The sequence below is a fragment of the Finegoldia magna genome, assembly GCF_018371055.1.
In the GTDB taxonomy this organism is placed as follows: domain Bacteria; phylum Bacillota; class Clostridia; order Tissierellales; family Peptoniphilaceae; genus Finegoldia; species Finegoldia magna_I.
Genome location: NZ_JAGYZD010000102.1, coordinates 1 through 5,864 on the forward strand (window position 1 = coordinate 1; position 5,864 = coordinate 5,864).

The window sequence follows — 5,864 nt, forward strand, 5'->3', positions numbered from 1 at the left end:
CTTGGTGATTTTTTGGTATAACCTAAGAACGCCTACCCGCATAGCGGGTAGTTTATTGTTTCGTTCGCATGCGAACTCAACTGACTAAAGTCATCAATTACAAAATTATCGGAGCATGTGCCCCGATAATTCTATTTTGTATCTATTAATAAATCTTTTGGACTTTTTCTAAGAATATTCGTTGATGAAATAATCAATGAAACAAGCAACACAATTGTCATAAAGATTACTACATATACCAAGGCTTTTGATGAGATGTTAATGTCTAAACTTGTCAATGTCTTATTGAATCCATCTACTTCTGCTCCACTTCCAAGCCCAGTTGAAGCTGATTGCTTGGCGATTTTATCTGCTATATTTCCTGTTACTTTTTGTAGTATGTTGTTGCCGATTTTATCTCCCGCAAATCTAGTCAAGAAGAATGAACCGACGTAAGCTGGAATAGCAACTAGCAATAATTCAGTAACAAATTGTCCAAATATTTTTGCCTTGGACATTCCTATCGATAATAATACAGCTATTTCTTTCTTTCTAGCATTCATCCATAAGAATAATAATAAAGCTACTACTAATCCTGCAAATGCAAGTGATCCTACAAATAACTTATCGGCTATTGCATATATTCTACTGATTGATTCTTGTAATGCTGGATAATTTGATGAGCTTTTTATTAAATTATATTCTTGCCAATTAATATCAAGTTTGCTAAGGTTTTTCATGACATCTTCAAGTTTTTTGTTTCCCTTTACAAAGAATGTTGCATCTTGATAAACTGCCGTATCTTCAGTGTTACCGTATACTTTAGCTGCTGTATTCAAATCGGTAATTAATGTGTTTTCATACAATTCTTGTGCGGCGCTCACACCTCCGTTATTATGTCCATCAAATAAACCTTTAATCGTAACTTCTACTGTTTCATTGGCTTGTTTTTCATTATCTGCGTCAAACAAATTAGATTTTAATTTTAATTTGTCGCCTATTTTCAGATTATTTTTGGCCGCCAAATCTTTGTGCATAAGAATCTTATTCTTATCATCATTTTTCAGATGTTCACCTTCAACCAGTTTGTATGCTCCAGATACAAATTTTGTTTCCTTAGACGATTCATTAACACCAGTCAACATTACAGTGCTTTTGAAATTTTTCGCACGTTCTGGTGATTGATTGGCCAAAGTTTCTTGTGTTTCAATTATATTCAATCCGTCCAAATCAGCCACGCTATTTATTCTTTTTACATAGCTTTCAATATCAGGTGACTCTGTAATTTTTTTGATGTCTTGTCCTTTGACATTTCCACCTCCTCTTGGTGTTCCTGGATTGACTTGTCTGTTGATTTCCATTGAAAAACTATTGGTAATATTGCCAAATGTTTTTTCAGATGCTTTATCAGTAGCATCTTTTATTGATAAACTAATCAAGCTCAAAGCCGACATCAACATTATTACCACTAGAATTATTATTGATTTGAGACTTTTTCGTGTTACATAAGCAAATGCGTTTTTTATCATAATTTCCTCCCTAAATATTGTCAACTACTTCTTGTAGTTTTTTATCTTTCAATTCAAGAACAATATCTGCCGCTTTCGCCACTTCTTTACTATGAGTAACAACTATAACGCATTTGTTTCTTTCCATTGCAAGTTTTTTCAAGATATCGATGATTTCACCGGCTGTTACATCATCCAAGTTTCCTGTAGGCTCATCTGCCAATATTATTGGAGCTTCTGAAACCAAAGCCCTTGCAATTGCAACTCTTTGTTGTTGTCCACCAGATAGTTTCATAACATTTCTTCTTGTTTGACTTTTATCCAATCCCAGTTCCAATAATATATCTTCAGTTGCATTTTTGTTCACTAATCTTATATTTTCAAGAGGAGTCAAATAATCTATTAAGTTATAGTTTTGAAAAACTAATGATATGTTGTTTTTTCTGTGATAACTGTGTCCTTTTTCTTCGATGTTATTATTCTTGAATAAGATTTGACCTGAATCTGGTGAATCTAATCCCGCTAATAAAGATAACAGCGTTGATTTACCAGTTCCTGACTTTCCAATTATTGCGTAGAATTTCCCTTGTTCAAATCCTCTGTTAACTAATGACAAAACTTCCTCATTTGAACTTGAATAACTGTATGATACGTTTTTGATTTCTAAAATATTCATTTTATATCTCCTAACTTATTTGTGATAATATTTGTTTTGGTTTTTTGATTAATATTATTCCAGATGCGATAATCACAGAAACTGCGATTATTATTAAAAGCAATCCGTAGCTTTTTATAAATACTTCTATTTTATCGGATAGTTTTGTAATTAATAAGCTTTTTGCAAATGATGCATTTTCTGATTTGGTTATTCCTGATACTATTTGTTTCATGATAAAATACCCGCTAATATAGGATAACAGTGCTGCAGGAACGGATACGAATACAAGCTCCATGATGAATTGCCCTATGATTTTAGCTTTACTAACTCCAATTGATAAAAGTATTCCTATTTCGTAAATTCTTTCTCTTAACCATAAGATTAAAATCAACGATAAAACTACAAGTCCTGCAATCATTATGGAATATGTCATCATTTGTATGATGTGCTTTACTCCGTTTATAGAATCAATAGCTTCTTTGAATGCATTGTCATCTTTTTCAATTATATACTGAGATAAGTTGTTGGTTTGATTTTTAATTTGATTTATTACATTGTTCATTGAATCTGAATTTTGAGTATATACGGAAATTTTGTTGACAATTTTATCTTGATTTTTTAAATTCAATGAATTTTGAGCTGAATTATAATTTACAAACATAGAATTTTCACTAAAATCAGATGATAACCCTGTATATTTTTCTTGTTTTTTACCCGAAAATATTCCAACTATTTCATACTGTGTTTCTTTATTATTATCACCATTTCCATTCATATTCATGAATTTAAGACCAATCTTATCGTTAAGTTTAAGTTTGTTTTTCTTAGCAAATTCTTCATGGACAAGAATTTTATTCATATCATCTAGATTAAGATTTCTACCTTTTTTGATACTTAATACGTTACTTGTGAACAAATTATTACGCTTTTGATTTGTCATAGCATCTATTGAAACCAAGTTCTTCATATTATCAGACAAATCTTCTCTCATAACTTTTTGTTGACTCTCTACGACATTACTATTAGTAAGATTAGCAAATCCCTCATAGTGATATGAAATTTCTTTAATTCCTTTGATGTTTTGAATTTTTTCGAAGTCTTTTATTTTAAAATAACCATTTTTATCCTTTTTGGTTATTGAAATAGATGAATTTGAATTATCATATAGTGATTTCTCCAAACTTTTCTGCGATTTGGATATACTTAAACAGGCATACAAGCAAGATAGAACAAGTGTTAGTATAATCAACATTATCATCGTTCTATTTCTTTTTCTAGTTATATAAGCTATTGCATTTTTTATCATATATTTCTCCCTTGTTTTCATTATATTTATATATTACAAAAGTTTTATGAAATGTATATGAAATTCATAGCAATAAAAAAAGACGACAGAATTAAATTCTATCGCCTGATAATTTAATTAATAAATTTTTGATCCTGCCGGAATATTTGAATCTAACATTATAAGATTCAATACTTCTTCTCCATCATATTCGCAGATTGCAGATAAAAGCATTCCACAAGATTCTTCACCCATCATTTTTCTTGGTGGTAAGTTTGTGATTGCAAGTAATGTCTTACCTACTAAGTCTTCTGCGCTGTAGTAGTTTTTAATTCCTGATAATATGATTCTGTCTTTTCCAGATCCATCATTCAATGTGAATTTTAATAATTTCTTGGATTTTGGAACTTCTTCACAAGATTTTACTTTTACTACTCTGAAATCAGATTCTGAGAATTTTTCAAAATCTACAAAATCTTCAAATAATGGTTCAACTTTCACTTTTGATAAGTCCAATTTCTTAGCTTTTGTATTATCTTCGCCATCTTTTGAATTGCTAGAAGAATTATTTCCAACTGGCTTCATTGTTGGGAAAATCCCCTCTACTTTAGATAATTGTCTAAATCTCTATAAAAGTCTATTTTATGGTACTTTTCCATTTACGACAATTTGCTAACTCTCTATAAGTGCCTATAGATTTCTAGCAAATTGTCGTAAATTTGTCGTAAGCTGTCGTAAATTCTAAAATATAAATTTCATCGCTTTTTCAAATTCTCCCATCTGTTCTATCTTAAAATCTTCTGTTGCATCTACATATATATCCATTGTTGTACTAATATCAGAATGACCTAGAATAGACTGCATTGCTTTTGTATTTATATTTTGTTCATTAAGCCTTGTAGTAAAGGTGTGTCTGAAAATGTGATTGCTTAAATGTGGAACTAATAGAATATCATTAGAGCTCGATTTATTTTTATCCATTATACTTAAATTGCAATCTCTAACAATTCTTCTTAAAGCTTTATTAAGTGTTCCATTATTGTGAACCTTTCCGAACCTATTTAAAAATACAAAGTCTTTAAATCCATCGATTGAATCACAACATTCGATTCCAAAAGTCTTTTGTAACTCTCTTTCCATAAGAAAAGCATCTTTTACTTTTTGAACCATAGGAATACTTCGCTTACCTGATACTGTCTTCGGTGTATTAATAGCATATCTATTGTTTAATCCTTTACCTTTACTATAATATACCAAAGTCCTATTTACATTTATAAGACCATTATCAAAATCTAGATCGTCCCATTGCAATCCTGTAACTTCTCCAACTCTCATTCCTGTCCAAAGCATAACAATGAATATTGGATACCATTTTTTATATTCATCACTATTAGATAAATATTCTTCAAATAGCACTTGTTCTTCTATTGTCATGGCTTTTTTCTTCAGAGATTCATTTCGATAAGCTACTTTCAATTCCTTCAAAGCATTGTCAGATGGATTAAATCTTATATATTCGTCATCCACTGCTAATTCTAAAACCTGATGTAAGACAGTATGAACACAATCTATGGTAGAAACCATCAATCCCTGATCTTCCTTTAATCTGTTATAAAAACTTCTAACATCAGATCTTTTAATATCAGATAGTTTAATGCGACCAAAAGTCGGTTCGACAAATTGTTGATACATATAGATGTAATTTTTAAAGGTATTATCTTTTAAACCTCTTTTTACCTTTGTCCATAGCTTAAAAGTATCATTTACAGATAAGCTACTTCCTTCGTTGTTGATTCCATCTATAGTATTGCGTAAAATATCTAATTCCTTTTCTCTTAATTCTTTTAGAGTTTTCGCATAGATAGATTTTCTACGACCTATTTTGTCTTGCCACTTAAATTCATAAGTGCCATTTGATCTTTGATATTCACCGTCTTTTAAAACAACCCCTTTACTATCTTTGCGTCTTTTTACCATAAAAATTCTCCTTTTTTGATAAAAGACACGCTATAATTATTATACCGCATTAAGCGTGTTTTATATATAGTTTTAGATTAAATAGAGAACTGTCTATTTAAATATTCTTCCATTAACTTTTTCTTAATAAGACGCTTACTACCATTAAATAATACAAAATCGCAATCATTTTCATCCGTTAATTGTCTAACTTTATCTTGACCAATATTAAAATATTCAGATGCTTCTTTTAATGTTAGAAATGCTTTTTCACAAACACGAACTACTTTTATATTTTCATTAATCATAAATCCTCCAAATAATATATTTAAAATATTTATTTTAATATTTTTAAAGTTTTTTGACATTGACAAGTGCATTGGATTAGCAACATAGGAATCTCACCTCCGCCTCTGTTCAGGATGAGCCGGCTTCAACCTTAGAAGTATCATTATCCTCATTTTCTTCATAGCGAATA

The 5,864-nt window shown here is 30.1% G+C and carries 5 protein-coding genes and 1 pseudogene; all 6 read right to left on the reverse strand.

Annotated features, from left to right (window positions below):
- Positions 1-131: 131 nt before the first annotated feature.
- Positions 132-1,508, reverse strand: coding sequence for an ABC transporter permease (locus tag KHW44_RS05585; protein WP_304066976.1), 1,377 nt, complete (start codon positions 1,506-1,508; stop codon positions 132-134).
- A gap of 10 nt (positions 1,509-1,518) precedes the next feature.
- Positions 1,519-2,163, reverse strand: coding sequence for an ABC transporter ATP-binding protein (locus tag KHW44_RS05590; RefSeq protein ID WP_304066979.1), 645 nt, complete (start codon positions 2,161-2,163; stop codon positions 1,519-1,521).
- A 10-nt stretch (positions 2,164-2,173) separates the two neighbouring features.
- Positions 2,174-3,451, reverse strand: a complete 1,278-nt coding sequence (locus KHW44_RS05595) for an ABC transporter permease (RefSeq protein ID WP_294685495.1) — start codon at positions 3,449-3,451, stop codon at positions 2,174-2,176.
- 117 nt (positions 3,452-3,568) lie between these two features.
- Positions 3,569-3,952 (reverse strand): annotated as a pseudogene (locus KHW44_RS05600) (hypothetical protein); the annotation flags it as partial.
- 219 nt (positions 3,953-4,171) lie between these two features.
- Entirely contained in the window at positions 4,172-5,407 is a 1,236-nt protein-coding gene (locus KHW44_RS05605) for a tyrosine-type recombinase/integrase (protein WP_002836633.1), read from the reverse strand.
- Positions 5,408-5,484: 77 nt separating this feature from the next.
- Positions 5,485-5,694: an excisionase gene (locus KHW44_RS05610; RefSeq protein WP_035109578.1), complete on the reverse strand. Its 210-nt coding sequence runs from the start codon at positions 5,692-5,694 to the stop codon at positions 5,485-5,487.
- Positions 5,695-5,864 lie beyond the last annotated feature (170 nt).